Genomic DNA, 26380 nt, shown 5'->3' on the forward strand with positions numbered 1-26380 from the left:
GACTGCACCGGAGCCGTCGCAGCGCAATCATCCCTTGCTCATCATGGCAAAGGCGGGCCGGACGAAGTAGCCGTTAGCGCGGCTGTTCGGCTCGCCGCTTTTTGTAATCGCGGGATGAGCGGCGCGGGCTAAAGCGGCGCGCCCCTCCTTTGTAGGGTTAGCTTTTTTCTCATCTTATTGTGATGGATCATTACTGCTCATTAAGTCTTGGAAGCGCGAGGCTGAGCGCCGGTTTTTGCAATCGGAATCAGACGCGTTCTTCTTGGATTTGGCGTCTCTCATTGTGTAAAATCAGCTGTCATACCCGTTCGCTATTGCGTTTGCTTGAAGGGGTGATACTTCTGGCAGCTCCTCAAAATAGTCCGCTAATAGATGGGTAGTGAGGAATGAGAATTCGTATTCTGTCTGATTCGCCGTCTAAGGCGAGTGCGTTACGGATCAAATTCTTCAGACAGGTATGGATTTATGAAGTCGAATTAGGCCCTGGCGAATCTAGGATCGCTAATCTAAACCAGATAGCACGAGATCGGGACACTCGATGATGCGAAAACGCCAATAAACAGGGCTTAATCTCAATGTCGAATATACCACCTTCTGCATTCCGGTTTAGAGAGTTCTTGATGTCGAACGGAGTTTATCACTAACCTATGCAATGTTTGCCACACAAACCCAAAGTATTCATTAGCCATAGCACTAAAACCGGAGATCCACTCGCTGTTTGCTTTCTGGATCGCCTCTATCAAACGCTCAAGCAAGCCAGAAACAACGACGGGACAGAAGCGTTTGAAGTCCTGTTGGATAAGACAAACATACTGACAGGCGAGAAGTGGAGCGAGGTGATTCGGGAGTGGGTGTTAAGCTGCGATGCAGCGATTGTCTTGCTCTCCGAAGCCGCCGCCCGTTCTGATTATGTTAAGCAGGAGGTTACGCTATTACAGCAACGTCGGCAATTTCATCCTAATCACTTGATGCTGCTTCCTGTTTGTTTCCCCCAAGTGACGGAGGCGTACCTGAAGAAGCGAATGGGGCCGCAGCAGATTACCGAAAGACAAATGCTGAGGCTTACTGAAACCAACGAAGCCCAGGTTTTGGAGGAACTGCTTTTATTTCTCAACCTACTTCCCCAACGCATCCCCCAACACAAAATCGAAGAACATCTCTTCTCGTTTTTTTGCTTTTCATTTGCTGATGAAGAGTTAAAGAGGATCAGTGATGCGCTGGCCATCGGGCCGTTGCTGGCAGGAGCCCAAATAGATCGCGCACAAATGATTGTCCGCGCGCTGCTAAGGGCGGAGACTGAGCCCAGTGTCTTTCGTTTCCGCAGGCTGCGCACGATGCTGGATGGAATGCGTATCAAGAAGCTTGATCAATGCCAACGGTCGCTGTTGCTAGACTTTGTCTTCCCCTTTTGTTGGGTCAACGCCGAAGCCGCCAGCAAACTGCCCGACATCGCGGCGCGAGTGCCCAGAACGCGGGCTGTAGCATGGGCGCGCGAGTGGGGCCTGAGCGAAAGAATGTATCTGCTACGCGGCTACTGCCATCCGCGCGCCTGTGCGGTCTATGTTTCCAATTTGGACGGCGGCGGCCGTAAACCCATCGGCAGTCATGATAGCTTCCTGGAGCATATCGTAAGTTGCTTGTATCATGCCTTCTTTCATCGTCCTCCAAAAGGCAGATATGAAGATGCCAGAGAGAAGCTTCGCAAGGTAATTGAAGATCGCGAGCAGGAGGGCGAGCCCGTATTTTTAATCATTCCGCTTGACGCTGTAGATAAAGACAGAGCCGAAATGATCCTCGACGAATTCCCCAACGTTACACTCTTTTTCCATAGCGAAACGCTGACGCAAACCGGGTTCGCTGATCTGGAATTGCCCTGCGCCGATTTTCTCGCGCCGCCGCTTGATCTTGAGACTGAACGCGATGCCTATGTGGAATATGGTCGGCTGCTGAAATTGATCGGTGAACCGCTCGACAGACTCGACAACCCGTAAGGATTAGTGCCATGAAGTACGCCACAGTGTTTGACCCTAAATATCCGTTGCTGCCTCCTACCGGCAAGCCAGCCGCCGGGCGTGACTTACGTGATGGCTCATTTTATGTCTTCACTGAGCCGCTAGAGCGAGACCCGACAGTGCTGGTCGTCAAAGTAGCGCTCGCTACAGGTCGCCCATTGCTGCTATGCGGTGCGCCGGGGTCGGGCAAATCCTCGCTAGCCGCGTTCGTGGCGCGAACGATGAACTGGAACTATTTCGAGCAAGTCATCACCTCGCGCACCAGAGCGCAGGATTTGATGTGGAGCTTCGACGCAGTCCGGCGGTTGCGCGACGCGCAGGCCCGCAGCGAAGTGGAAGAACTAACCGCTTACATTGAACCACGTGTGCTGTGGTGGGCCTTCAATCCTGTGGACGCACTCCGGCGCGGTCGGTCCGCCCCGCCTCAGCCGGACACTCCGCCGACCGAAGGTGATGAGGGTCAGCGCAACGCTATGCTGCGCGGTTACCTTCATCCGAGCGTCGTGCTGCTGGATGAAATAGATAAAGCCGACCCTGATGTGCCTAACGACCTACTAGTCGCCATCGGCTCGCAGCGTTTCCGCGTCACAGAGACCGATCACGAAGTTAAATCTGAGCTAACACCTCTGGTCATCATTACCTCAAACAATGAACGCGCTTTGCCAGCCGCGTTCGTGCGCCGCTGCATTGTACACCGGCTCGAACCTCCCGACGCGGTCAGGTTGGTGGAGATAGCCAATCAGCATTTCCCTGAGCAGGGGCAGCAGCAGGAGTTGTTTAAGCAACTTGCCGCCAGGGTCGTGGAAATGAGGGGCAACGCGGCCGAGCGCGGGGGACCGACGCCGAGCACACCTGAGTATCTGGACGCCGTGCGCGCCTGTCTTCAACTTAACATCTTTCCCGGAGACACTCCTGAATGGCGGATCATCCAGGCGGCCGTTTTCGACAAGCAGGTGGAAGGATGAGACATCTCGGCGGCGAAATCTTCCTTGGCGATCTGGCGCGCGCCATTGCAGCCATAGGCTGCAGCGATCCGCAAATAACCGCCACTATCGCCCGGTCGCTTGGGTTCAGACTCGAACAACTTGACGCCGCGCCGCAACTTGATGCGCCGCCGCCGCTCGAAGCCGCCGAGATTACGCCGCTACCGTTCCAATCTGACGTAACGACCCAGCAGAATGATAACGAAGATAAGTCTGAGCCCCCGACTGAATCTCCCTCTGATGAACGCGTCCAATATGACATCACCGAGCCTGATGTCGAGCGTATTCCGGCTGCTTCGCAGCCGGCGCCGCAACCGGCGGCCCCCTGGCCAGAGTGGGAGCGCGTTGCTGCCTTTAGCTTGCGCTATCGCCCGCTATTTTTGCCGCAATGGACGAGGGGCCTGTTGAGCGAAGCGGCGGCGAGCTGGCGTGAGGATGGCGCGGTGGACATCCCTCGTACCGTGGAGGTTCTGGCGCTTAGCGCAGCGCCAGCTGAGTTGCCCCGTCTTTACGCACTGACGCTGGCGCGCGGCTGCCAGGTGATGATTGATGTCAGCGACGGAATGGCTCCCTTCGCCGGAGATTGCTGGCAGTTGGTTGATTCTCTGCGGTCGGTCGTCGGGCACGAACAGGTGCAGGTCTTTTATTTCAAAGACTGCCCAATATTCGGTCTGGAAACGGAGGCCGATGCGAGGTTCATCCCTTTCCAGCCGCCGCCGCGCGCTACGCCTGTGTTGCTGCTCAGCGACCTGGGCATCGCCGCCCCGGAGTTTTCGTTGCGGCGCGTGGTGGTTCAAGACTGGGTGCGTTTAGCTCGCTACCTGCGAGTAGCAGAGTGCCCGCTGCTCGCCCTGGTCCCTTATCCCCGCCAGCGCTGGCCGTGGAAATTGAGCAAAGAGTTGACAATCATACAATGGGATCGCGGCACCACTGCGGCTGGTGTCCGGCGGGCCAAAGAGAAGTGCTGAGACAGTCATATGCCTACGGCGCCAGACATCCAGGCAGCAATCGCCCTTTTAGAGCTGTGCAATCGTGACGCTGTGCGGCTGGGCGAACTTGTGTCGTTGGCGGCCCGTATCGAACCTGAATTATTGCGCGCGGTGCGGCTGGATCTGACGCCCTTCGACGCGGCGGCGGAGGCTGATCTGTGGTTCAGCCCGCTGGTCGAAACGCGCACGGCTGACTGGATCGCGCTGGACCCCGCCGCCGCACGCGAACTGCGGTTGGGACTGGCCGCAGACCAATCACGGCTTGATGCCGCGCACGCGCTACTTATGGAAGCGCACAGCAGCGCTCCGGCTACGATCATTCTCGAAGAAGAAATCGTATGGCTGGCACTGAGCGCCCCGCCCGATGCCCGGCAGGCCATTGAATCATGTCTGCGCCTTGCGTTAGACAAGGTGCTGGAAGACCCTTCGGCTCACCGGGGAATAGCGCACTGGTTCGCGAGCGCGGCCCGGCGGCTACCGCAGGAAGCGCAGGCGACGGAATCCTACGCGCTGTTATGCTTCGTAACTAGCGGGTTGCTCGACGGCAGGCGCGTCAATGCCGCTGATCCTGCGCTGCCACCGATTGACGCGCTCGCTGACATCTTTCCAGCCTCCATCCCCAAACTACGCCTATGGGCGACGCTGACTGGCTATGACCTTACCTTTCGCCCGAACAAGGTTCCCGGCTTCGTCCCGCTGGAAGTGCCGCGCACCGATCCGTTGCTTTTCGAACTGCGCCCGCTTAACGAGCCGCGTCAATTCATCACGCTGCGGCGGGGCGAAACTAAGACCGTTCGGGTTAAGTCCAGAGTGGTAGAACTGCGCACGGCAGCCGGTGACGCGTACTGGCTGCGCTATCGTTCGCAGAAACTGACTTCCGCAGGCATGCAAGGTCTGATCATGGGATTCGGCGGAACGGGCGCGTATATCCTCACAGCGCTTAAGGAACTGGCCGTGCTCAAACATGGCCGTGTGCCGGAGGCGCTCAAGTTTCTGCTCTTCGACACCATTGCCGACTGGGAGCCAGGCAAGGCGGTTCAAATTCTCGGCGTTGAGGCAGAGGAAAGATTAGCCGCGGGCAATGATCAGGCTGCCTCGCTCGACCCGATAACGGAGTATTTTTACTTGACCGACTATGACCCTGATCTCAAAACGCATGTCTTCCGCTATCTATTGCCAGCGGGCAATCCGGACGCCTATCCGCATTTGAATGATTGGCTGCACGCACCCTGGTTGAGCGAGCACATAGCGTCAAGTCACCTCAACATTGTGACTGGTGCGGCGCAGCAGCGGCAGATCGGGCGGTACGCCATGTTCAAAAATGCGGAAAGAATCCTTGCCCTCCTGCAATCCACCATCCGGCAGTTGGCCTATATGACCAGAGACTCGGAGGTTAACATCTGGCTGATCGGTTCCTCTGCTGGCGGCACGGGCGCGGGATGTCTGATTGATGCTGCCTATCTGACGCGGCTCGCCGCTGACTATATGAGTTTCAGGCTCAACCTCACTGGTGTGATTGTGCTGCCTAGCGTTTACACCAATGTGCCCGGTATCAGTCAAGGCCACGCTTACAGCATGCTGCGCGAACTGGACAGGGTGCAGGAAGAGGGCTTTTCATCAGGTGACCGCTACGTTGATTTGAACAGCCGCGAACTCATCTCCTCGCGTGTCGTCTACGACAGGGACGGGCGGCAGACAGCACGGGTCCGTAATCGGTTGTTTGACGATCTGCTCTACCTCGGCGGCGACTGCCTGACCGAAGCCGCGCGCAGAAGATTTTTCACCTCAGCGGCGAGCGCCATTGAGCCTTATCTGGATTCCGACTCCGGCCCTGCGTTGCAATACAGGATCAATGAATCCTACGCCGTTTCATCTCTCGGCGCGGCGAGCATCTGCGTACCCACCGAGATCTTTGCCGAGATATTCGCCTGGGAGCAGGTGGCTGAATACTTGCTCCGGGCGGGAGCGCCGAAAGAGGTCAGCGGGCGCGTTGTGGGACTCCACTCCGGCCCCGATGCTGATCGTCAGGACAACGCGACGGCTAAGGTTAGATCGTTGCTCGTAGCGTTCAGAGAACTGCTGGAGTTGGAGCAAAGGTCTGAGAGCAACAGGGCAGCCTTTGCGCGCAGCCTCGATGCCGAGAGTATCGTCACCGCCTGGTACGAGTTGACCGGCAACAATCGCACTGCTCAGGAACAGGCGGCGCTGCTGGCTTATGCCAACCCCTTTATTTCGTTGACTGAGCCGGGGTGGCCTAAAAATATGATGGGCTGGGAGACCAATACGTTCAAAGAAAACAGGCTGACCAAAGGCGTAAAAGAGACACAGGAAGAGTCCAGGGACCGCTTTGCCGACCGGCTGGAAGAGGTAATGAGGCGCTACACAAGCCGTGTTGACGGCGAACACTCTTTTGAGAAAGGCCGCCGCTATGTCTACGAAACGGTCTCTCGGCGGCTGCGGGCGCGGATTGACGACATCTTCATTGAGGAATTGAGCAGGTACCGCCTTTTGTTCGGACAAGACCTCAACACATTAGAGCAGGGCAGCGTATTGACCCGGCTACTGGCCGAAGTAATCTGGATGCTGGACGACCAGGGGCCGCTGCAAAGAATCCACGAGGTCATTAGACAAATCCTGGTTGTATTAGACAGGGAAGAGTCTGGGCGCGACAGCCGCCGCAATCAGGCGATTTATGAGTTACGGACTAGTAAAAGGTCCAGTTTCCTCAGCTTCGGCGCGTGGATAGAAGAGTACCAGCAGCAGGCGCGCAATGAGTACTCCGATTATATCCGCTGGTATCTGAAGCGCGAACTGCTGAGAGACCTGCAAAAACTTGCGCTCGACGCGCGGCAGCGACTACGCGAGTGGGAGCGCCTGTGCGGTCGGCTTTTTGACACGCTGGTGCGGCGCGAGTCGGGCAACGAAGGCGAAGCCTCGGCGCTCTTCACCGTGACGCAAGTCTATCTCAAGGGCATACTGGAGGAACGACTCTATAATGCCGCGCGCAAGGCCAGCATCCTGATCAGCTTTGGGCAGGAACCTGACCCGCAGATGCACGGCTATCGCGAAGAGATGCGCAATCAGTCAGCCGCCGGTTTAGCTGATACCTTGCTCCGGGACTCTTATTGGGAAGCGAGTTTGACAGCCGATGGCGCGCCCGAAATCCATCTGGTCATCGAGTCATATGATTTCGGGCCAAAGCGATACTCCGCGCGCGAGATCAGGAACTTGACTCATGAACTGCACGAGTACTTCCGCCATCGGATTGACGAGCGGTTGAGCTACAGGGATGTCTTTGACTATCTTCGCTGGGCGCAGGAACGTCAAGTCATTGATCCCTTCAAAGTCGCGGACCTGTTGGATGCTAAAGCTGCCGCGTTGATCAACGCGGGCGGCGTATCTGAGAGGCGCACTCTGATCTATCGCAAACCATATGAGATCGAAAAGCAAAACCTGGCTGATGCCATTTGCAAAAGACTACAGGAGAGGGCGCCGCTTACAGAGAGCGAGCACTCTTACTCTGATCGCAACGCGATCACGCTGATTAAGATCAAGAAGCCCAGCAGCGAACAGTTCGCAGACATTCAATTCTGCCGGGAAGACTATCTCGCATTGCGCGCCGGGTCCCTGAACGACGACAAAACCCACGACCTGGAACTGCGCCGGGCGCAGGTCTTCCATCCGTTCCGGCAGGAGATGGAAGCCTGGTACATCGAGCGTAGCTACATACAGAAAAGTGGACTCGCCGACGTGCCGATGATCCCGCCGCGCGTTACGCGGCTGCTGGAAGACCCGGAGATGATGCAGATCTTCGTGCGCGCCATCGCTACTGGCGCGGTGGAGAACATTGAAAATGGAGGCTGGCTCTGGCACGGGCCGGAGGGGGATATCCAACTCACAGAACCTAAGTCTGACCTGAATGCCGATGTCGTCAAAGCCGCAGTCAATTTCGTACTCAGGCAGGGGGAGGCAAGTCCCAACGGAGTGAGGAGAATCTCCCGCGAGGATGCCAGGCGAAGCGTCACCGAAAGCGCTCAGAAAAATAACCGGGCTCGTGATGAGATGCTCGTCGAATTCGTGAAAGATAAACTTGATGCTTTCCTGAAGCATAATGCGCCTGCGCCCCTGCGATTGGCGCTGAAGATAGTCTTCACGTTTTACTGCGACCCCGATACGCGCACTAGTCTGCAATACCGCGTAAACTTGCCATAATGCCTAGATCCCCGCTCGCGCTAATTGTGTCGGTGAATAGTGAATGCAGTGCTGCTTATAGTGTGGAGTAGTTTGTGGAGCCATCTCATATTGTAGCAGCCAGCCGTGTTGCACTATTTGACAAATAGGGAGACAGTCTTAACAAAATTCGCTTATCGGATGTGGCTCAAATCCGAAACCCATAGAGCAAATCAAACTACATAACGAAGATTATCAGGCTCAATGGATAAATTAAGAAAGGAGTTGCTTGAACAGCATTTCTGAGAGAATAAAGGCGCACTAGCCATTCAGACCATGCGCCCTTGATGCCGGATGCGCTGCCCGCGCTTCACCTCTCCGATGCATCAACCCATTGCACATCTTCGAGACCCGGCCAACTCCTTCCAACCTGTCTCTGGATATCACTGGGTCACAGTTGGGTCACAGTTCTGTGAGCCTCTTTCAGCCAAGAAAAACAGGCGGTTGTTCATTGTGGATCGGCACTCATTCTGCGGCTCTCATGTCCTCCTTGTGGTTGTCGGCTCAGGGCGTAATCAAGCCGCAGTTGGGTCACAGGTGGGTCACAGTTACGTGCAAAACTCTGCAAAGCATTCCGCCTAAGTCTTGATGTAAATGATGGAAACAGAAAAGGGCCGAACCGTTTTTTTACATCCTTAATAATCGCTGGATTTTCGGATCTGCGATGAACATAGGATTTAACTCACCATCTTACTCTCCTCGGTCACAGTTCGGTCACAGTTCCCGAGGATTTCGTCCGCAAGGATACCTACTCCTTCGCTGATAACCTCGTCGTCGAGGTGAACATAGATGTCCGCCGTTGTCGAGATGTCGGAGTGTCGGAGCAGAGACTGTACTACCTTCAGGTCGCGCGACCGCTTGTGAAGGATTGTTCCCGCCGAGTGCCGGAAGATGTGATAGCCGTGCATGCCCTTCGCACGTGCGATCTCTAACTCGTCCATGACAGCGTAAAGGTGATTCCTAAGCGCAGACTGGTTGAGCGGGCGACCATCGGCGCGGCAGAAAATGAAATCTTTTTCTGCTTTGAATGGCGATCTTGTCCGGTGCGTGGAGAGCAGCGATGCAATGCGCAGATCAAGCTTAAGTGTGCCGAAGCTGCCTGCGGTCTTCGGCTTTTTCAACTTAAACCTGTGAAGAGTGTGATGGATGGACAATTCACACTTTGCCGGGTCGAAGTCTGTCCAGCGCAAGGCCAGCGCCTCACCGATCCGCATGCCGGTAACGGCGAGGAGTAACGCGAAGACGCGCTCCGTCTCGTCCGGCAGACGAGCGATGATGTCCTTGATTTGAGCGGCGGCGAGAGTTGGCTTTTTCACCTTCTCAAATTCAGGCTTATGCAGCTTCGGCCTGACGGGGCTTTTATCTATGATGTCGAACTGTGCGGCGATGTCAAACATCAAACGCAGCAGCCCATAGAGATTCTGCAACGTGTTGCCGGAAAGCCCTTCATCAGTCTTCGACTGTAGGAACCTGCTGATATCCGACGGCTGCACCTCGCGCAATCTCCTTTTTTTGAAGAACGGCATGAGGTGATTTTTCGTCAGGCTGTTGTGATTCTCTATAGTCGTCGGCTGATGCTTCGCCGTGCGCCGGTATGCCTCCCAGTGAGTTCCGATAAACTCCTTGAAGGTAATATCGGCGTAGAGCTGTTGCGGCTCCGATCTATTACGGTGGTTGACCTCTGCCATAATCGGCTCAGCTGCTTTGAGCGCGGCGTCTTCGTCTTTGAACTTGCCCAGCACGACGCGGCGCGTCTTCCAGGTGCCCGTCGCGTGATCAAGCTCGCGATAGCGAAGCGTCCAACTTCCGCAGTGAAATTGGATGTTTCCTTTCTGATCGTTTACTCTGCGAGTCATAACAAACCTCCTTTGTTGTGACTCACAGGCTGTTTTCGCCGCTACTCTATCCATCGGTTTCACCTCTGTCAACATAGCCAAGCTGCCGCCGCATCCAAGCCTGAAATGCCGGCGCATACGTATCGAAGCGCAAACGACCAACCCCTAGCACGCGCGGGATCGGATCTTCCGCTGCTGCTTCGGTGCGCTTGTAGACCCACGAGATAGAGACACCGAGAAACTCGGCCAGGTGCTTCGGGGTCCAGATGCGCGGCACAGGGAGATTAAGACTCAATTCAGCTTCACGTCTCGTTGGAAAAATGTTTGGTTGACTGCTCATCTTTCTCCTCTGTCCAATCGTCATATGGTGTCCTGCATCTATAATTGTTCGGCAATTGTCACACCGGCCAATGCACGTAACCAAGATAATTCCCTGATAGATTCCCCTGCGAACTCAACTTTTCCATATGCTTGATCACATAGCGACTTGTGGCCTGTGGCTGTGGCTGCTTCTCAGAGCCTAAATTCCAATCTGTCCCACACCTCCCTAACACGTTCAAGAGAATCCCTCTCAAGTGTTTCAACCCATCGTGTGACATTAATCGTGTTTAAAGGAATGCCTGCTAGCGCCGCGTCATCAATTCCTTTGGTGGGACTATCCCAGACTATGATTTCCGTTCTTGAATTAGGGGTGCGGCACACCGCTGAATCGCGTGCCCGCTCCGCGATCAGCGCCGCGAGTTGACCGCAGACGGAAGGGTTCGAACGGTGGTCTATGTCGAAGCCGATCAACAGGTCATGCCAGCGAGTGGCAGCAATCAATTGAGCGCGAGAGTTTCCTACCCCTGATGTGGCTATGACAAAGTTGCGCGGTCTGAGTGACATGAACGCTTCTCCCTTGAGCGCGCCTTCGGTGACCAGACGTAGGCTGCCTGGCGAGCAGTTCCTCTCAATAAATGTGAAATGGATAGGGTCACCTGTTCCAACTCCTTGAGGTTTACCTGCTGATGAAAGCCAGCAATACCGTTTCTTCTTCTCCGCATCTTCACTAGAGGCTCGCAATTGACATGCCTGGATGCGTCCTTCTGCATCACGGTAGGGAATAATGAGAAACGGGTGATCGTAATTCACTTTCTTCCACAACCGCACTCGTCCGTCAGGCTCCTGCCAGAAACCGGGGATGCCGATGAGCGACACATCTCCGCGTTGCGGCGCGAGTGAAGGAGAATGTTTCCTGACGAAGCGATGCAATTTGTGAGACAGATTGTCGCGTTCGCTCATCTCTGGTGGCAGCGCTCCAAACTTCGCTACTTCTTTTCGCAGAAAGCCGCGTGACAGTAGGCCACCTGGGCTGCTGACCAGTTCCCGATCATAATTCGACGCCGGCGAGAGCCGAATCAATTCACTATAAACGGCATCTCGCACCTCAAGCCGGGCGAGATGGATTGAAGGCTTGATGTCGTCGGCTGGCTGTTGCGCGTCCAGTCCCGTAACCGGTGAACAATCGGAATGAAGGTGAATGAATCCGCCCTGCCTATTCATCCTGACGGCACCCGCGCTGACCCGCATACAAATGGAGACCTGTTCATCTCTGGTGTAAACACACCAATCCGGTTTGCCACAAACGGCGCAAGGTCGTCGTCGATTGACGCGAGCAAAGCCGCTAGAGATTAGGGTTCTTTGATTTCGCCTGATGATTTGAATCATATTGCCCTTTGTTGATTGCAGGGTCTTATGGATCCTGCCTTTCAATCGTTTTCCCCTTAGCGGCAACAAGCGCCGCCTGGGTGCCCGAAAGAGCGCACCCGCAGGGGCGAAACGAAGTGGAGCACCCTCAGACGAAGTCCAGGGTTGCGCTCGATGGGCTGGCGAGCAGAATGAAGCAGAAGGGGAAACTTGATGATGCGGATCGAACTTGAGCTATAACCGCTTTGGTTGACCTCCTTCAGCGCGATGGCTGACTTCTTCGCATAATCTCGATTCGGCTTGCTTCAACAATTCTTCAATTTCGTTGTTGCCATAGCGTAAACCACGTGCGTGATAACAAGGCCAGCAGGCGATCAGGCCATAGTCTTTATGGCTCCAGCATAATGGGCACACGTCGCTTGCGCGGACATACGGGTAGTCCAGCATCTCGATCTCTTTGACTGTTAATTTCTTTACCGCGAAGCGCCGGGCGATCTGGCGATCACCAGCTCCCAGATGATCTCTCGTTTATGTAAGCCGTTGCTGACATTTTCAAACACCACCGAATCGCCGTTCGTCGCCGTGACCTTGATGTCGGAAACATCGAACAGAGTCTGAAAGAAATGCTGCCGGTGCGTGACATCACGGATGTAGCTGAGCGGGATGCGGCGAGAGGTCTTCTCGAAGGTGCCAGTCTGGGCTTCGATATAGTCGGCGGTTACCGTGTAGCTCGCTTTGCGCAGTCTCGCGTGGGAAGAGAGGAGGAAGGTCAGCATACTTCCCAGAGCCATGATGAGCGCATACCCGATGCCGATTTTAGCGGCGTCGCTGACTGACAGCAGAAGGATCACCACACCTGCGGCCACCAGAGCCAGCGGCACTAGGTAGCCGAGCTTGATCAATCGCAGGTCGGGATGATCAATCAGAACAGGCTTGATCTGATTCGCCCCAACCCGATCCCCCGCGACTGCTTTCGTCCCGCTCATTGCTAATGCTCCAGGCATTTCACCCTCTCTTAATCTTGGCATTAATACCGTAATGCTAAACCGTGCTCGATCTCACGCGCAAGGTTATGCCCGACGGCGCTGATGACGCTCGCCATCGCATGCAGCCGCGCGGCTTCAACCGCAGCATCTCGCACCTGACCGGCTGCCTTGACCGACCCATCGAAGGTAATCCGATTCGCTCGCTGTTCTAACGCCGCGCTTCGATTAACACCGCCGAGGGTAATCGCGGTGCCACGAGTGACGCCGCCCGCCGCCTGCGACGCGCCGGCGTTAGCGGCATCAATTTGCCCCTGCGCGAATTTCTGATGCGCTTCAGTCACCTGCGCGAGGTAGGCATCTTGATTGGCGCTTTGGCCCTTTGCCGCATTGCTTTGATTCTCCATGAACCTTCCGGTCGCTGTGTTCAGTGCATTCTGCTGTCCTTCGGCTCGGTTTTGAATGGATCGATACTGTTGATAGAGGCCATATGCGCCGCCGCCAACCTTTATGCCTTCGCCGATGATGGTCCTGCCAGTTGACTTACCATCCCCTTCAACAATCCCACCCAGCCAATCTGACCCTTTGATGACTTTGCCGCCAACCCAGTTCTGTGTGTCCGCTGCACGGTTAGTCTCAATTACGGAACTCTCTTGGTCGCGCCGCACGCTGAGGTCGCCGATAGCCTGAGCGTTACGTACTTCAATATCGCCTTTGCTGAGCGCAGTCGCGGCGGTTGCCGAACTGACGCCGAATAACTGCCCGGTTTGCGCGCTCATGATTGCCTGTGTGCGCCCCCCATAGATCTGTCCGAGGGCTGCGACCTGACCGCCGTGCGCCGAAGCAATGGCGGCGATCTGCCTCGCCCGGACTCCCAGATTCCCGGCTTCAAGCCCGGCGCCGGCGCGCGTTACCTCGCCGCTGTAGGCTCCTTGCGCTTGCGTCCTCTCGGCCTGATTTTGTAGCGCAGCAGCCGCCTGCGCGCTGACCAGTTCAACTCCGGTACCCACAATCGCAGCCGCCCACCCTGACACGGTTGAAGACACCGATTCGTAGACCTGCCCCATCGAGACCTTGTAAGCGATGACCGGCGAAAACCAGACGCAGAGACCGGTGATGAGCATGATCGCCGCCGCAATCACGATGGTGTAGATGGGCTGCGCCAGTGGGTTTGAGATCACCTGCATCGTCGCCGGGTCCCAGACATAAAGTGGGTCGGGGTCGCCTACTGCCATCGCCAGGTTGCCGCCGAGATAAGCGAGTCCTCGAATGAGATAGCTGACGACCGGCCAGACCAGCGTGAGCACGACCACGCCCCAGAGGAACGGGTAGGAAATCTTATTGGCTAGATTGCGATCAATGGCGACGGCGATCATCAAAGGCGCGGCCAGTCTAACTGCGATGAGCAGGAAGCCGCCGAGCATGATCAGAAAGAGGTCGCCGAATTCGATGATGCCACGCGCGAAGCTCATCACGCTGAACATCGTCGGCATATTCCAGGACGAGACGTCCAGCTTGCGCTCGACATCTTTGAGATTAGCTTCCTTGTCGTAAAGCACGCCGAGAACGACATCGGTGCCATTCGGGCCGGGCGCAACCGGCACATCCTGCCCGTTGACTTTGACCGTGAACAAACCTTCTGTGAACTTCTGGTAGCTGTCATTGAAGCTGTCCCTCTGCCCGTGATAGAAGCGGCTCAGAACCGAGTCCCCGATCAACTCGTTGCCCCGTGCGATCTGGTTGCCGATGTTGTTCAGGTAGTTGATCAGGAATGGCCCGCTTCCCAGAAGAGCGAGGCAGACGGCCAATCGCCCGAACCACCAGAAGGCGTCGGCGCCGGCGCCGTTGTTCTCGCGCCAGAGCCGAGCGAAGCTGAACATCACGACCAGCGCCGCCAGGACGATGGCGATCTTCTCGAACCAGGAGAGCAGCGGGCTTTCGACCTCCGATTGCAGCTTGGGGATCAACTCGCCGGCGCGTTGTGCAAGCCCTGCGATATTTTCCGAAAGCGTCCTGCCGCTCGTCGGCGTCGGGGTTGGCGCTGGCCCAGGTGTCTGGGCGATGACGGGCAACCCCAGGCACAGGCTGATGACAACAAAGTGCAGAATTGCCAGAAGGCATCTTTTGATTGTTATGATGCGCATAGCTTGTCTCACCTCAAGGGTTGTCTTGAAGGCGGCGGCCTTCAATCTCATCAAGCAGCTTCGTCAACTCATCCTTGTTTTTGTTGAAGCTGTTCCAGGCGTCGTTGGAAGATTGCACCTGCTGACCGAAGTTGACGCGCTCCTCCAGGACAACGTTGTATTTCTTGGTGCGCGTGACGATCTCAGCCTGTAGGCGACTGATGTCAGCGTCGAGTTGGGTGATCAGCAATTCGCAATTGGATATTTCCTGTTTGAGGTCAGAGATACATGAAGCGCACCGCTGGCTTTCCGGCTTGGCAAGCTCTTTATCCAGGTTCGCTTGCGCCTGTTTCTTCTGCGCCTCGGCCCCGGCTTTCTTTGCCGAAGCGGTCTGCATATCGTAAAGCAGGCGCTCCAATTGATTGTCCATCCGGGCGAGTCGCTCAAGGTTGGCGACCGTGTCCTGGCTCGTTCGTCCGATGGAATCCTTCAGATACTCTTCAAGATCACGCAGGTCGGCGTCGGGGTCGAAGATGCCATTGTGCAGGCGGTCGTTGATCGCTTTAATCGCGCGGATGCGCGTCCTGATCAGCGCTTCGAGCTGGTTCTTGAGCAGGAACACGCCGCGCACCGTCCGCCCAATGTCGCTCATCGTGGCGAGCCAGACCGAGTTATGAAAGACCAGCTTCTCCGCTTGCGTGAGCACCCCTTTAATCGTGGTCAACTGTTGGACGGCGTTCTCGTAGATTCGTGCGTAGTGACTGATGGTCTGAAGCCAGCGGTTGGCCTCTTCAATCCGTTTCTCCCACTGGAGCGCATATTGCGCCGGGTCATAGACCGTCCACTGGGCCTGCGCGACCGGCGCGGGCATGATGAACAGGCCAAGCAAGATGCCAATTAACGCCTGCTGTATGAATGGTAGTCGACGTCTTCTCATTTCGGTTGATCTCCCTTCGTATCATTCTCACTGGCCGTTGTGTCTTCGCTTAAGCGGTGCTGGCCAATAGCGACTCATCAATTTCGACAAGCCCTTCGGACGCCAAGCCGCGCGGGTAGGTCGCCGCCAGCCACGCAATGACATCCGCGAGCGGCCACTGCGGCCTCAATGATGAGACTCGCGCCCTCGCATTTCGCTCATAAGGATTGGTGGTGAACGTCCATAGCTCGGCGGGCGAGAGGTCCATTTGGATCATCTCTACTGTCTGATCCTGACCCGCGCCGATCACCAGCACGTATTGAGCGTAGTGCCCGGCGACATTCTTGATCGCGCTGATCGCTGCCGCCGCATTCTCCGACAGCCCGGCGTCCGCCACCAGTCGCGAGTAGTCGCCGATCTGCTTGCCGATGATCTTCACGCCTGCCGTGTTGGTGATGTCATGCAGTCCGGTGAAGTCTTCATAGGTATGGGTGGCGAGTACCGTCACCGCGTTCTCGCGCCGCCCGGTGCGCGCGCCTTTCTGAATCACCCGCATGATGCCGGGGTAATACTGCACGATCTTCCACACCTCATCGAAGATCAGCAGCGTCGGGGTGCGTGTTCCGTCGGCCTTGATCTGGCCAATAGAACGAATGACTCGCGCCGCCACGCGATTTGCCAGGGTCTCGCGCACGTCCTGGGGAAAGGCGTCGAGCGAATCGAGTTCGTAAACATCGTATGGCGAGTCGACGGCAAAGTCCGGGTGCGTTGGCGCATCGAGCCAGGGGTGGTTGCGGTACTTTTCGAGCGCCAGTGCCAACGTCGCCGCCCGGTCCCTGACCGCTTGGGATTGAAAGGGATAAGTCTCCAGCATCGCCAGGAGGTGGGAATGCGTCGGCTCGTGCTTAGGCCGGTCAGGGCCGTTGCGCGGCACCTCATTCTTAAACACCTCGGTCACGACGTTCGTAAGGATGTCTTCGGCGATGTTGTCATCCGGCTTGACCCGCGCCAGTTTTATCGCATCAATGACGACCAGGGCGATCTCGGTCTCGTTCGGCATCTCGCCGTGTTCGAGTCCGGGATAGTCCCAGATGTTGATGGTGCGAGTGTCCTCGACGCTGAACCGCAGATGTCTTCCGCGCGTGACGTCGACATGCGGCGCGAGCGATTCGCCGAAGTCTACGGCGCGCACCCGCGCTTCGGGCAGGCTGGCGAGCACATCATTGATCATACGCGCCATCATCGTTGACTTGCCTGAGCCTGGCTGACCGAGCACCGAGACCAGCGGCGAGATGATACGCGCCCGGTCGAAGAGGTCGAAGCCAATGAGCCTGCCCGTCGGCGTGGAGCAGAGCGTATGTGGTCGCCGCGCACCTTCCCAGGCGGATTCGGTTGGTGCCAGTGCCGCCAGCGAGTGAGCAACCTCGGTGAACTCGCGCCCGGTGGGTCTAGCATCCATCTCGCCGACAAGCGCGCGATGGTAAAGGCTGCGCAAACTCGCCGGCTCTTCGCGCGCCGCTTCGACACCCGGTATGGACTGCATGGCGGTAACCATCTGCTCCGAGTAATGATCAAGGTCGCGGAGTGACTGCTGAAGCTCCGCCCGCGTCCTCGCCGGATCAGCGTAGATGATGGCGTAGAAGCGCGTTTGGATGAGCGCTTCCCTGGAACCGGTAATGTGATATCTGACGCTCTCAAGATCAGCGAGCGCCGCCCTCGCTTCCGGCGTCTGGCGGTGTCGCCCATCAGCCCGAATATGTGTGCGGCGGACCTGGCGGATGCGCCGGTCGAGCCGCTCTACGGCCTTGCGCTGATTGAGGGTGATGTATTCCGCAACCAGCGTGTGGCGGAAGGTAAGGCCGGGATGAAGCGTCAGGCTGCGTAAGGCGTCAGCCGACACCGTCGGCTGTGGTGGCACAAACATCGAGACGATGCAGGCGGGATAAGAGCCATGCATAACGTACCAGCCATCCCCATCAATCGTCTCTCCACAGAGGTAATCACGGATGTCGAAGCCAGGAACATCAGGAAGGATGGGAACGGTTCCAGCGTTCTGCCGGTGGCCGAGGTAGATGGCCTCCCAGAGCTCATCCCGATCAAACCGCCGCAGCGGTAGAGGAGATTCACGCTCGACCAGACGGAAGACTTTCTCGGCCTGTTCTCTTGCTGCCTGCTCGTCCTCCAGAATGCGTCGTACCACGCCGTCATCACGGGTGGCAGCGTAGCTTGAACGAATGGCCCGCGCGAGATGTGATAGCCCTTGCCTCCTGATCTCACGCCCAGCAGCAGGGATGAATGCGCTCAATCCCTTGCTAGTCGCATCGCCTGCCAAGCGCACCGGCACGCGCACCCAGACCGAGAGCTTGCCGTGACGGTAGACCCTGGATTCGGCGACCGTCTTGTAGAAATCCAGGTTCATCGCGTGAAGCAGTGAGGCTTCCGGGTGGGTGAGCGCCTCGTCACCACGCGCCATAAGATGAGCGGCGATGGCACGGCCCGGGTCGGGACCGGATGAAAATCGGAACTGGATGACGGTTCCTGTTGGTTTCTCAACCGCGAGCATCCGCGCCAGTTCGTCATAGCGCGCTTCGACAACTGAATCAGGGGCGAGCATGGTCGGTTGTAGTTCGGCCTCGTAGCCTCTGGTGTATGCGCCGTCCGTATGTCGCAATGTCTCTTCATAGATGCCGATGATTGAAGAGTCACGCTTGCGACCGTTTGGCTGCGCGAGTCTCAGCCTGCGTTCTTCGACTTCTGTGGTGCGCCGGTGACTTGCGGCCTCGGGACTCAGTTTCCAATTTCGCAGATCGCGTTGTGCGCGCAGTCCAAGGGGCAAGAGGCGCGCGCCAACTCCGAGACCGAGTCCTGCGCCCGCTGCCGTCATAATTCCACTGATGATCGTTATTGCATCCATTGCGAATCTCCTCCTTGTATCATCCACAATCTGCGTGGCTCTCTCGCTGAGTCAGCCGGGATAGTGCGGCGATGGCAGGACTTCTCCGTGATCGCCCGCAAGTGGTGCTGCAACCAGAAAGATCGCCTGCCGATCCGCACAAAGTTGAAGAAGGCGATGCTCAACCCAGCCGCCAGTATCCCGGTCCACAACTCCAGCGGCACTTTCCAGAGCCTCAGGTCAAGCCAGAACGGCACGCCGTAGCCGATAAGGGTGGCTGCCAGTACAAATTTCCAATCACTGGTGGCGACGCCGAAGCGCACCACCGGCAGGTAGATGTTCGATCTGATGGGTCGTGGTCGCATGTATCCCCTCACGGATAACCGCTTTCTAGTTGCCGAGGTCGGTATCAAGATTGACAGCGTTGCCTTGCGAGAAGCTGTAGATGAGCGATACCGCGCCGCCGAAACCGAGGCACAGCAAGCCGCCGATGATCTGCCTCCCCCACGCCCGTTCGGTCATCAGGTTGAAGATGCCCCAGCCGACGCCGACCACGCCGAGCAGGAAGAGCAGATTGCGCCCCCACTTGATGGCCTCGCGCACGCCGTTGCCGAGCGACTGGTCATTGCCGCCGAAGATGGAGCCGCCGGGCGTCTGTGCGAGTGCCGGGTGCACAGCCACAACGATCATTAAAAGGGCCGTAGCACCGATCACCAGCAGCGGTTCGATGGCACGAATGATCGCCGCCAGTTGAATCGCACGCTGTCCGAAACGGGCGGCTCGTGAGCTTGCATAAACCTCATCATTGATTCTGTAAGCCTCCGTGCGCACACCTATCCATTCGATGAACCTTTTCATCACTTGCTCCTTAACTGACCTATAAGTTTGTTACCCCGCCCGAAGTGAAGTGACGATCACTCCCTCTCGTGTGAGGATCTCGCGTCGTCATCGCGGATGAGTTTCGCTCGCGTTGTTAATCAAGGGCTGTGCCACTCGTTCAGCCGGTATCGGCGGCATCCACCTTGCAGAAGCGACCAGACCGACATTTTGGAGGAACATTCGAATGCGAAGATTGATACTCATGGGCGCTACAGCCCTTATGTTGTTTATGGCTTCGATGGCACAGGCTCAGGAGATGATGCAGCCAAGTCAATTGAGCAGTCTGTTCGCTCGGACTGAGGCGAGAGCAAAGGAGGCAAGACGGAACTTTGAACGTTTGATCGCCTATTACCCGGAATTCTTGCCGGAGTTGCAACGGGTCGCGGCAAGGCTCGGAACCCGTCCCGAATGGCTGCTGAATGTGATGGCGTGCGAGTCCTCTTTTGTGGCTTCGGCCCATAATCCTTTGCCTGGACAGACGGCGAGCGGGCTGCTGCAATTCATCAGGCAAACGGCTGTTGGCCTGGGCACCACGACGGCAGCCGTTCGCCGGATGACCCCGGTTGAGCAACTACGATTTGTTGAAAAATACTTCACACCCTTCAAAGGCCAATTGAATAGCCTGGCAGATGTCTATCTTGCAGTTTTTCGGGGCTTCATTATAGAGGGTGGGCCTGAAACGGTGGTGGCCCCTCTCAATAGTTCATCGAAGGAGCGCCAAGCTTATTCGTTAAACAAAGGTCTCGATCTCAATGGAGATCGTCAAATCACGAAGGATGAACTCGCCCTGATCGCCTTCGGAGTCGGTAGATTCAGCGGCGCGCAGCGAGTCGCTGAATCGCATCCTCAAAATAATGCACCTCCGCAAAGAGACATTCCCGTACCTCCGCAACTCCAGATCCTAAACAGATATGTTGTCATTCCGGCTAGCACTAAATCCGAGCAACCTTCTTCACCGACGAAACCATTTGGAGCATCAACTGTAATACACAAGACCCGCTCGACCTACATTCACTGACCAGTCTTCCCATAGGGAGGTGTGTGTGAAACGTCACACCCCATGTGTGACGCCAGCGTCACACCCCTCCCCTCTTAACCTCCAATCATCATCAACCGAATGCTGTTCCTGCCGCGCCAAATAGCCTGCAAGCCTCCTTTCCACTCGCACTCCAATACGATTTTGCGTGGCACAAGTCTTGTTGAATGTTATCCACGACGAAAGAGTTATCAGATATGAGTTATTCGCTTAAAGATTTCTTGCAGGCTTTCGTCGCCGAGCATGCGCTGACCTCCGGCGGTGAGTTGATCATTGACATCTCGCCGGAAGAGATGCAGGCGCTGGGTGATTTCTTTATGCGCGGTCTCTGCGGCTGGATGCTCGGCCTCGAAGCTGGCCGTACCCGGCTGATGCTCGTCGAAGTCACTGGGCCTGTCGCAATCACTGAAGAAACCTCCTGCAAAGAAGTTGATGGTGAGAAAGAAACGATTAACTGAACGGTTCGACCGAGCCGCTTTGGAAAGGATGACCATGAGCAGCCACGTAAACACCGTTGAGCCTCTGGCAGATTTGCGTGAAGTGGAAGAATCCCAAACTTCACAGCCTGAAGATAGAGAAGCAACTAATCCAATGTCAGCCGTTCAAGTCCTGCACCGCGATCCATCAGACGTTCGCACCATCCTCGGCCTCGCTTCAACCGGGATGTTGCTTGTCCTGTTGATTCTCGTGAGCATCGGCTTGAACTTCTATCAATACGTCCGTCGCCCCGACCGCATCGTCGTGGATCGCTCGTCTGGCCGGGTGCTTGAGATCAACGACCGGGACTATGGCGAGACCGAGGCAGTGCAGTTAGGCCCTGACCGGTTGACCGGCGCCGACAAGCAGTATCTCACCGGCGAATTCGTCCGCGCTCTCTATCAGGTAGACCCGGCTACTCGCCCGCGCGACATTGAGCGCGCCCTCAGGATGATGGTGCCCGACAGCGCTTTGAAGTTCGCGCGCTACCTTAAACAGGAAGGCATCCTTGAGAAGCAACGCGCCGAAAGCTGGCAGGCCGTTTGGACACCGCAAGACATCACGATTGACGCGGCGGACCCATACACAGTGAGGGTGATTGGTAAGCAAGAGATTACCAAGGTAGTTGTCGGCGCGACCCAGCACGAGGTGCGCCAATTAAACCTGACGATGAAGCTCGTAGCTGACCCGCAGCGCCGCGCCGACCGCAACCTGCGCTCCGGCTTTCTCGTCGCTGCCTTTGACTACAAGGAACTGGGATCGGACACGGGCCAGACTTCACAGACACCCCGGCAATAAGCTGATTAACACGGAGAAGAGTTATGTCGCAGACGATCAAAACATTTTTCATCACGCTGCTTGTGTTAGCCGTCAGTTTGACACCTCCGGTGGAAGCTGCGCAACGGAAAAGGAGAGCGCCGGCGCGTCAGGAGAATCGTCAGGAAAGCCGCACGCCCGTCCAAACCATTGCCCCTGTGCCACCGGTCGCTCTTGTTCAGCAACCTGCCGCCGATTACCTGTCGGGTGAGGCGAACGTCTCGGTCAAAGGCAATATGAATCCGATCATCCGCCTGGGTCTTTCGCCCAATGGTGTGACGATGGTCGAGTTTCCAGTGGCCGATAGGTTTTTCGCCATTCATCCCGGCAACAGCGACCTGGTGACAATTGACGATTCGCCCACCAAGGCGACGGATCATTTCCTGGTCATGCGCGCCGGCAGTGGTTTCGCTTCCCCAACTATACAGGCTAACGCGGGGCGCGGCCCCGCCACCTCGATCATCGTGCAGATGCAATCGGGAATGGTCGTCACCTTCCTGATCTACCCGGTGCAGTATCTCTCACAACAGGCTCACCGTTGCGTGGTCGGCTATGACCGCAACGAAGTGGTTAGCGCGCGCCGCGCTGCCGGTCTCGCCGTCAATCTTGATGGCACTGAGCAGGACAAGCCGAAGACGGCATCGGTGCGCGTGGCGCCGTCGTCCGGGGCGCTTCCAGAGGATGCATCCCTCTCCGCATCTGCCTCCGGTTCGCGCCCCCGGACGACCAAGTCTCAACCGTCGGTCGCCGAGATCGATACAACACAATCGCCATTAAAGCGTAACAAGAGCGACGCCGGCGACCCTGATCTCGCTGCCCGCAACGCCTTGGCTGAAGCAGTCAAGTCGCCGAGCCGTTTCAAGAAATGGAATAACCCTGTTCACGGCCTGGCTGTGTCGCTTTCGCCGGTGCGCGATGTGGATAACCATTCGCGGGTGGTCGTGATCGCCGTCCGCAATATCGAGGGCACGGCGATCCGCGTAGTGCCGGGCGCGCCCGACATCTACGTCCAGACACTGGATAAGAAAGGCATTCCGCTCCAGATTGAGCAGATCAAGAAGCTCGACGTGGAGACGACCGCTGTTGACGGCGCTATCCCTGCGGGCGCGACCTGTTACTACGCGCTGGTGTATGAGACGCCGATACTCGGAGCAAGCCAGCGTCTTCGCATCGCCGTTGCGCAAATCAACGCGGCGGATGAGCCTTCAGCGGCAGAGCTGACATCTTCCAGGAAGTAGTTCCAACGGCAAGTTCGCCCATCAGGAGACTGGTATGAAAAGCAATAGAAGTGGAAGTGGCAACGGCCATCGTGGAGACCAAGCATTGGGGAGCGGCGTCGGCGTCGAGCATAGCGAACCTGCCGCTTCAGAAGCTCACTCCATTGGCAACGAATATATCGTGTTCGACGCGGAAGGGTTGGACGCGCCGGCGATAGAAGCAACACCTCAAGGACAGAGTCGCAGGCGGCGCAAGCTCATCATCGGAACACTTCTGATTTTGCTTTTGATCGGAAGCATTGCCTTCGTGCTGTATTTCATGTTCGGCAGCAACCGCACGCCGCTCAACCTGCGCGTGCGTGACACTCGAACTCAGGAGTTGAAGACGAAGGAAGCGCAACATAGCCCCGACGATGTGACTTCCCAGGCCATCGCCGAAGTGCGTAGCGCGACGCCGGAAACCAGTTCACCCGCATCTCCAACTCCTAATGCGCCGAGCGGCTCTGGTCGCGTTTCACCCAACACGCCCGTCACGGTTCCGATTGAAAGTCTGGGCGGGACGGTCAGTCCTTCAGTCACGGGAGCGACAAGCACGACAACAGACGTACCGACAGCGAAGAACACCGGCACTTCTATTACTTCAGGGACGGAACCTATTGACGCGACGCATACCAATAACCAGACAACCGCCACAACCTCACGACGTAACCCTGAACATTCGATCCGCTGTGCTGTGCAAGTGGCGTCACCTGCGGCACAGAAGAATTCAATGACACCGCGGACTGTGCCGCATCAGAGTGAACCGTCAGGGTCTGAACCTTCCCCTCGCACTGAATCCAGTGTGATCTTACCTGCATTCGGCTCAATGCTGCCGGTGCGAACGCTGGGCACCCTCTACACCCTGCGATCCGGCTCTCTCGTCCGCCTGGAGTTGATGCGCGACGTGCGCGGGCAAGGCTGGGCGATGCGGAAAGGGACGGTGATCGTAGGAGTAAATCGCGGCAGCGAATATGATCGCGCCTACCTCGCCATCGTCGGCTTCATTGACCCTGAGTCGGGACGATTCGTGAAGCTTACCGGTGACGTGCTTGGTAGTGACGGCGGATCAGGACTGCGCGGTCGCCGCCGCTCACTCACGAGCGCCTGGTCACGCACCTTCAGCCGGATCGGGACCTCCGCCGTGAACGTCGCCAGCCTCATGCTCAGCGGCCTGGGCAACAACTCGGTCGTCGTCAGTGATGCTTACGGCTACCGCGTCGTCAACCCTGTCTCCTCCGAGTTGAGCGGCCTAATCAGCGAGCGCACCAACCAACAGCAGCGCGGCTTCGTTGAAGTCGCTGCCGGCACCCAAGGCTACGTGATGGTCACTGATCTGCCGCAGGAGATTCGCGGCGTAGACGCGCTTTCGGAGTTGAGCGCGAAAGAGTTGGCCGAGCGTTCCGATTCGAACGATGTACGCGCTTCGACGGGCCTCAGCGAGCGCGAGTTGGCCGATCTTCTGTCTTCAGGCTCACCCGAACAGATCCGCGCCGCGATGCCGCGAATGACACCGCAGATGAGGCGTATCGCCGAAGCCGTCATCGCCGAGGCCGGGAACTGATATGCAGCCCAATAATCCGAACGCCCCCAGCATTGACCCGCGCCAGGTGATTGAAGAACGCGACGTGAATGGGCTGGCCGAACTGCTCGCTTCAGCCGGTTACATCATCCAGCGCCGCATCCTGATCGATCTCGCGCACAGTCTGCGCAGCGGCAAGCCACTACTCATTGAAGGGCCTCGCGGCGGTGGCAAGACTGCCCTTGCTGAAGCCTTGGCCAGAGCGTGCAACCTCTCGACCTTCTACTTACAGGGGATGGAAGAACTTACTCTCGCGGATGTGCTCTACAGTTGGGACCGCGAGGCGCAAACGCAGATGGTGCGGCAGGAGATTGCGGCAGGCTGTAGTCTCAAAGAAGCGCAAACCCGGCAATTCTCCCGCGAGTATCTCCTCCTCGGTGAAGCGCTCGGCGCGTTCGACTACGCTTCTCAATTTGATGCCGTGCCAGTTCTCATCGTTGACGAGGCCGACAAGCTCAAAGAGAAGATCGAAGATATGCTGCTTCAACTCTTAGGGCGCGGCTGGGCGCACGTTCCACGCTTCGGCGACATCGGCGTGCGCGACCCGAAGCACTGGCCTATCGTGATTCTGCTGTCTAACGACATCCGCCATGATCTTTCAGCGCCGCTGCGGTCGCGCTGTCTCTACAGTTGGCTTGAGCCACCGACCCCGCGCGAAGAGGTGAGAATCCTTCGCTCCCGTGTGCCAGAAGCCAGGCCCGATCTGCTGCTCGGCGTCACAAAATTGATCAACTGCATCCGCCGCGATATGCCGGCGGTGAGAGATAAGCCGGGCCTGCGCGAATCGATTGACCTGCTGGAAGCACTGGTGCGCGACAATGTTCAAACCCTCAAGGCCGAAGTCATTGACGAGTATCTGTGCTTTCTCGGCAAGCGGCAGAAAGAGCTGATGAACCTTCGTCAAGGCATAGCCCGCTTGGAATTTGCGGCACACGCGTCCGACCGTGAAATTGATGAATGGATCGAATGGGCTTGCGCACAGGAGGGGAAAGTTCTGGAGGCCGTCGCATGAGAAGCATCATTGCTAGGATTTCACCACTGACCGTCGTTTGCGCTACCGCGATACTGGTGGTCGCCTCCTCAGCCATCGCCAATCACTTTCTCGGCAAGCGCACTCGCGCCATTGATCCGCGTGTCACGATGGAGGGGAGCAGGAGCGCGGAGGAGAAAGAGTCAAAGGACAAAGAGGTGCGCCGCAGAGTCGTCGTCACGGCGATGGACGGGGAGGTGGCGCGCACAGCTAATCGCGCCGGCGAGGCGCAAGCAGTAGCGATTGCGACAAGCCTCTACGCGGCCACTGAACAGATCAAAGGGCGCACTCCCCGCACCGTCAATGATCTTCTCGCTGGAGTAGTATCGCAAAACCTGCTGCCTCCGGGCCTGGCACTGACTCAAGGTGAAGGCGCGATGGCTTCGGCTCACAGCAACCTGTTTGTGCGTTACCGGCCCGTGCCCCTAGCTATCGAAGTTCTGGCACTGGGGCGCGAACCGAGGGATGGTCCGGCGCTCCTGGTGCGTGTGCCTGATGACAACGCCAAGGATGGCGGGGCCAGCCTGTTTATGGCGACCCGCATCCGGGATGTGAATTTACCTCCGGCTTTCGCGCCTGCCTCCGAAGTTATCTCGGCAGGCTGGTCGCTTGAGCCTCTTCGCTCGCTCAAATGATTCCTCAACTTTCTCGATTGAG

Annotated in this window: 20 protein-coding genes; 11 read left to right on the forward strand and 9 right to left on the reverse strand. The window is 57.2% G+C overall.

Annotation, left to right across the window (positions count from 1 at the left end):
* Window positions 1–647 precede the first annotated feature (647 nt).
* The 4 genes from VJ464_10600 to VJ464_10615 are packed head-to-tail and all read left to right on the forward strand — an operon-like array spanning window position 648 to window position 8196.
* Window positions 648–1991 carry a toll/interleukin-1 receptor domain-containing protein gene (locus tag VJ464_10600; protein ID HKQ05572.1) on the forward strand — a complete coding sequence of 448 codons (1344 nt, stop codon included), beginning with the start codon at window positions 648–650 and terminating at the stop codon, window positions 1989–1991.
* An 11-nt stretch (window positions 1992–2002) separates the two neighbouring features.
* Window positions 2003–2977, forward strand: coding sequence for a MoxR family ATPase (locus VJ464_10605; protein ID HKQ05573.1), 975 nt, complete (start codon window positions 2003–2005; stop codon window positions 2975–2977).
* Complete coding sequence (locus VJ464_10610; protein HKQ05574.1) at window positions 2929–3963, forward strand: hypothetical protein; 1035 nt, start codon at window positions 2929–2931, stop codon at window positions 3961–3963. Before VJ464_10605 ends, VJ464_10610 begins: the two co-directional genes overlap by 49 nt.
* Before the next feature lie 9 nt (window positions 3964–3972).
* Window positions 3973–8196 (forward strand): tubulin-like doman-containing protein, encoded by a 4224-nt coding sequence (locus VJ464_10615; protein ID HKQ05575.1) that lies wholly within the window; start codon window positions 3973–3975, stop codon window positions 8194–8196.
* A 695-nt stretch (window positions 8197–8891) separates the two neighbouring features.
* Here VJ464_10615 and VJ464_10620 read toward each other — a convergent pair.
* The 9 genes from VJ464_10620 to VJ464_10660 form a co-directional block, all read right to left on the reverse strand.
* A complete protein-coding gene (locus tag VJ464_10620) occupies window positions 8892–10070 on the reverse strand; it encodes a tyrosine-type recombinase/integrase (GenBank protein ID HKQ05576.1) in 1179 nt (392 codons plus the stop codon).
* 46 nt (window positions 10071–10116) lie between these two features.
* Complete coding sequence (locus VJ464_10625; GenBank protein ID HKQ05577.1) at window positions 10117–10389, reverse strand: hypothetical protein; 273 nt, start codon at window positions 10387–10389, stop codon at window positions 10117–10119.
* 173 nt (window positions 10390–10562) lie between these two features.
* Window positions 10563–11801, reverse strand: a complete 1239-nt coding sequence (locus VJ464_10630; protein HKQ05578.1) for a hypothetical protein — start codon at window positions 11799–11801, stop codon at window positions 10563–10565.
* A gap of 407 nt (window positions 11802–12208) precedes the next feature.
* Complete coding sequence (locus VJ464_10635; GenBank protein ID HKQ05579.1) at window positions 12209–12721, reverse strand: PH domain-containing protein; 513 nt, start codon at window positions 12719–12721, stop codon at window positions 12209–12211.
* Between the two features lie 41 nt (window positions 12722–12762).
* Complete coding sequence (locus tag VJ464_10640; protein ID HKQ05580.1) at window positions 12763–14862, reverse strand: hypothetical protein; 2100 nt, start codon at window positions 14860–14862, stop codon at window positions 12763–12765.
* A gap of 13 nt (window positions 14863–14875) precedes the next feature.
* A complete protein-coding gene (locus tag VJ464_10645; GenBank protein HKQ05581.1) occupies window positions 14876–15778 on the reverse strand; it encodes a hypothetical protein in 903 nt (300 codons plus the stop codon).
* 49 nt (window positions 15779–15827) lie between these two features.
* Window positions 15828–18671: a hypothetical protein gene (locus tag VJ464_10650; protein ID HKQ05582.1), complete on the reverse strand. Its 2844-nt coding sequence runs from the start codon at window positions 18669–18671 to the stop codon at window positions 15828–15830.
* Window positions 18659–19015, reverse strand: coding sequence for a hypothetical protein (locus VJ464_10655; GenBank protein ID HKQ05583.1), 357 nt, complete (start codon window positions 19013–19015; stop codon window positions 18659–18661). Before VJ464_10655 ends, VJ464_10650 begins: the two co-directional genes overlap by 13 nt.
* 25 nt (window positions 19016–19040) lie before the next feature.
* Window positions 19041–19508: a hypothetical protein gene (locus tag VJ464_10660; GenBank protein HKQ05584.1), complete on the reverse strand. Its 468-nt coding sequence runs from the start codon at window positions 19506–19508 to the stop codon at window positions 19041–19043.
* A gap of 205 nt (window positions 19509–19713) precedes the next feature.
* Here VJ464_10660 and VJ464_10665 point away from each other — a divergent pair, with 205 nt between their 5' ends.
* The 7 genes from VJ464_10665 (at window position 19714) to VJ464_10695 (ending at window position 26358) form a co-directional block, all read left to right on the forward strand.
* Window positions 19714–20547: a transglycosylase SLT domain-containing protein gene (locus VJ464_10665; GenBank protein HKQ05585.1), complete on the forward strand. Its 834-nt coding sequence runs from the start codon at window positions 19714–19716 to the stop codon at window positions 20545–20547.
* A gap of 215 nt (window positions 20548–20762) precedes the next feature.
* Window positions 20763–21023 (forward strand): hypothetical protein, encoded by a 261-nt coding sequence (locus VJ464_10670; protein HKQ05586.1) that lies wholly within the window; start codon window positions 20763–20765, stop codon window positions 21021–21023.
* Between the two features lie 133 nt (window positions 21024–21156).
* A complete protein-coding gene (locus tag VJ464_10675; GenBank protein ID HKQ05587.1) occupies window positions 21157–21840 on the forward strand; it encodes a hypothetical protein in 684 nt (227 codons plus the stop codon).
* A gap of 23 nt (window positions 21841–21863) precedes the next feature.
* Window positions 21864–23096, forward strand: coding sequence for a hypothetical protein (locus VJ464_10680; protein HKQ05588.1), 1233 nt, complete (start codon window positions 21864–21866; stop codon window positions 23094–23096).
* Window positions 23097–23130: 34 nt separating this feature from the next.
* Window positions 23131–24675: a hypothetical protein gene (locus VJ464_10685; protein ID HKQ05589.1), complete on the forward strand. Its 1545-nt coding sequence runs from the start codon at window positions 23131–23133 to the stop codon at window positions 24673–24675.
* A 1-nt stretch (window position 24676) separates the two neighbouring features.
* On the forward strand, window positions 24677–25705 hold the full coding sequence (locus VJ464_10690; protein HKQ05590.1) for a MoxR family ATPase: 1029 nt from the start codon (window positions 24677–24679) through the stop codon (window positions 25703–25705).
* Window positions 25702–26358 carry a hypothetical protein gene (locus tag VJ464_10695; GenBank protein HKQ05591.1) on the forward strand — a complete coding sequence of 219 codons (657 nt, stop codon included), beginning with the start codon at window positions 25702–25704 and terminating at the stop codon, window positions 26356–26358. Before VJ464_10690 ends, VJ464_10695 begins: the two co-directional genes overlap by 4 nt.
* Window positions 26359–26380 lie beyond the last annotated feature (22 nt).

Source organism: Blastocatellia bacterium (assembly GCA_035275065.1).
In the GTDB taxonomy this organism is placed as follows: Bacteria; Acidobacteriota; Blastocatellia; order UBA7656; family UBA7656; genus DATENM01.

Bases quoted from the DNA above. Each gene is read 5' to 3' on its own strand.
- VJ464_10600 (HKQ05572.1), top strand. From the start codon at position 648: ATGCAATGTTTGCCACACAAACCCAAAGTATTCATTAGCCATAGCACT.
- VJ464_10605 (HKQ05573.1), top strand. From the start codon at position 2,003: ATGAAGTACGCCACAGTGTTTGACCCTAAATATCCGTTGCTGCCTCCT.
- VJ464_10610 (HKQ05574.1), top strand. From the start codon at position 2,929: ATGGCGGATCATCCAGGCGGCCGTTTTCGACAAGCAGGTGGAAGGATG.
- VJ464_10615 (HKQ05575.1), top strand. From the start codon at position 3,973: ATGCCTACGGCGCCAGACATCCAGGCAGCAATCGCCCTTTTAGAGCTG.
- VJ464_10620 (HKQ05576.1), bottom strand. From the start codon at position 10,070: ATGACTCGCAGAGTAAACGATCAGAAAGGAAACATCCAATTTCACTGC.
- VJ464_10625 (HKQ05577.1), bottom strand. From the start codon at position 10,389: ATGAGCAGTCAACCAAACATTTTTCCAACGAGACGTGAAGCTGAATTG.
- VJ464_10635 (HKQ05579.1), bottom strand. From the start codon at position 12,721: ATGAGCGGGACGAAAGCAGTCGCGGGGGATCGGGTTGGGGCGAATCAG.
- VJ464_10640 (HKQ05580.1), bottom strand. From the start codon at position 14,862: ATGCGCATCATAACAATCAAAAGATGCCTTCTGGCAATTCTGCACTTT.
- VJ464_10645 (HKQ05581.1), bottom strand. From the start codon at position 15,778: ATGAGAAGACGTCGACTACCATTCATACAGCAGGCGTTAATTGGCATC.
- VJ464_10650 (HKQ05582.1), bottom strand. From the start codon at position 18,671: ATGGATGCAATAACGATCATCAGTGGAATTATGACGGCAGCGGGCGCA.
- VJ464_10655 (HKQ05583.1), bottom strand. From the start codon at position 19,015: ATGCGACCACGACCCATCAGATCGAACATCTACCTGCCGGTGGTGCGC.
- VJ464_10660 (HKQ05584.1), bottom strand. From the start codon at position 19,508: ATGAAAAGGTTCATCGAATGGATAGGTGTGCGCACGGAGGCTTACAGA.
- VJ464_10665 (HKQ05585.1), top strand. From the start codon at position 19,714: ATGCGAAGATTGATACTCATGGGCGCTACAGCCCTTATGTTGTTTATG.
- VJ464_10670 (HKQ05586.1), top strand. From the start codon at position 20,763: ATGAGTTATTCGCTTAAAGATTTCTTGCAGGCTTTCGTCGCCGAGCAT.
- VJ464_10675 (HKQ05587.1), top strand. From the start codon at position 21,157: ATGTCAGCCGTTCAAGTCCTGCACCGCGATCCATCAGACGTTCGCACC.
- VJ464_10680 (HKQ05588.1), top strand. From the start codon at position 21,864: ATGTCGCAGACGATCAAAACATTTTTCATCACGCTGCTTGTGTTAGCC.
- VJ464_10685 (HKQ05589.1), top strand. From the start codon at position 23,131: ATGAAAAGCAATAGAAGTGGAAGTGGCAACGGCCATCGTGGAGACCAA.
- VJ464_10690 (HKQ05590.1), top strand. From the start codon at position 24,677: ATGCAGCCCAATAATCCGAACGCCCCCAGCATTGACCCGCGCCAGGTG.
- VJ464_10695 (HKQ05591.1), top strand. From the start codon at position 25,702: ATGAGAAGCATCATTGCTAGGATTTCACCACTGACCGTCGTTTGCGCT.